Source organism: Ruegeria sp. CL3 (assembly GCF_056536505.1).
In genome coordinates this window covers 1-1,145 of sequence record NZ_JBQFPT010000033.1, presented here as the reverse complement: position 1 = coordinate 1,145, position 1,145 = coordinate 1, and the positions used below count along the sequence as shown (strand labels likewise).

Here is a 1,145-nt window from a genome sequence, read left to right as displayed (position 1 = left end):
CCGACGGTGCGGCCGCCTTCGCGGATCGCGAAGCGCAGGCCCTGCTCCATCGCGATCGGTGCGATCAGCTCAACGCCGAACGACACGTTGTCGCCGGGCATGACCATCTCGGTGCCTTCTGCCAGGGTCACGGTGCCGGTCACGTCAGTTGTACGGAAGTAGAACTGAGGACGGTAGTTCGCGAAGAACGGAGTGTGACGACCGCCTTCTTCCTTGGTCAGGATGTAGGCTTCGGCTTCGAACTTGGTGTGCGGTGTAACCGAACCCGGCTTACACAGAACCTGGCCACGCTCAACGCCGTCACGGTCGACACCACGCAGCAGGGCACCGATGTTGTCGCCTGCTTCACCGCGGTCCAGCAGCTTGCGGAACATTTCAACGCCGGTGCAGGTGGTTTTCGAAGTGTCGCGGATGCCGACGATTTCAATCTCGTCACCAACGTTGATCACGCCACGCTCAACACGACCCGTAACAACGGTACCACGACCCGAGATCGAGAACACGTCTTCAATCGGCATCAGGAACGGCTGGTCAACAGCACGCTCAGGGGTGTCGATGTACTCATCAACAGCCGCCATCAGTTCCTTGATCTTCTCTTCACCGATCTCAGGCTTGTTGCCTTCCATCGCGGCCAGAGCCGAACCTGCGATGATCGGAATATCGTCGCCAGGGTATTCGTAGCTGGACAGCAGTTCGCGAACTTCCATCTCAACCAGTTCCAGCAGCTCTTCGTCGTCAACCTGGTCAACTTTGTTCAGGAACACAACCATCTTCGGGATGCCAACCTGGCGGCCCAGCAGGATGTGCTCGCGGGTCTGCGGCATCGGGCCGTCAGCGGCGTTCACAACCAGGATCGCGCCGTCCATCTGAGCAGCACCAGTGATCATGTTCTTGACGTAGTCGGCGTGGCCGGGGCAGTCAACGTGCGCGTAGTGGCGGTTCTCGGTCTCGTATTCCACGTGGGCGGTCGAGATGGTGATGCCGCGCGCTTTCTCTTCCGGCGCACCGTCAATCTGGTCATACGCTTTGAAGTCACCAAAATATTTGGTGATCGCTGCGGTCAGCGTCGTCTTGCCGTGGTCAACGTGGCCAATCGTGCCGATGTTGACGTGCGGTTTTGTACGCTCAAACTTTTCCTTTGCCAT

General features: G+C 58.8%; 1 protein-coding gene. It reads right to left on the bottom strand.

Annotated features, from left to right (window positions below; genetic code table 11):
• Window positions 1-1,145: elongation factor Tu (gene tuf, locus ACR0NO_RS22145; protein WP_480725718.1), on the bottom strand; the 1,145-nt coding region annotated here is incomplete at both ends.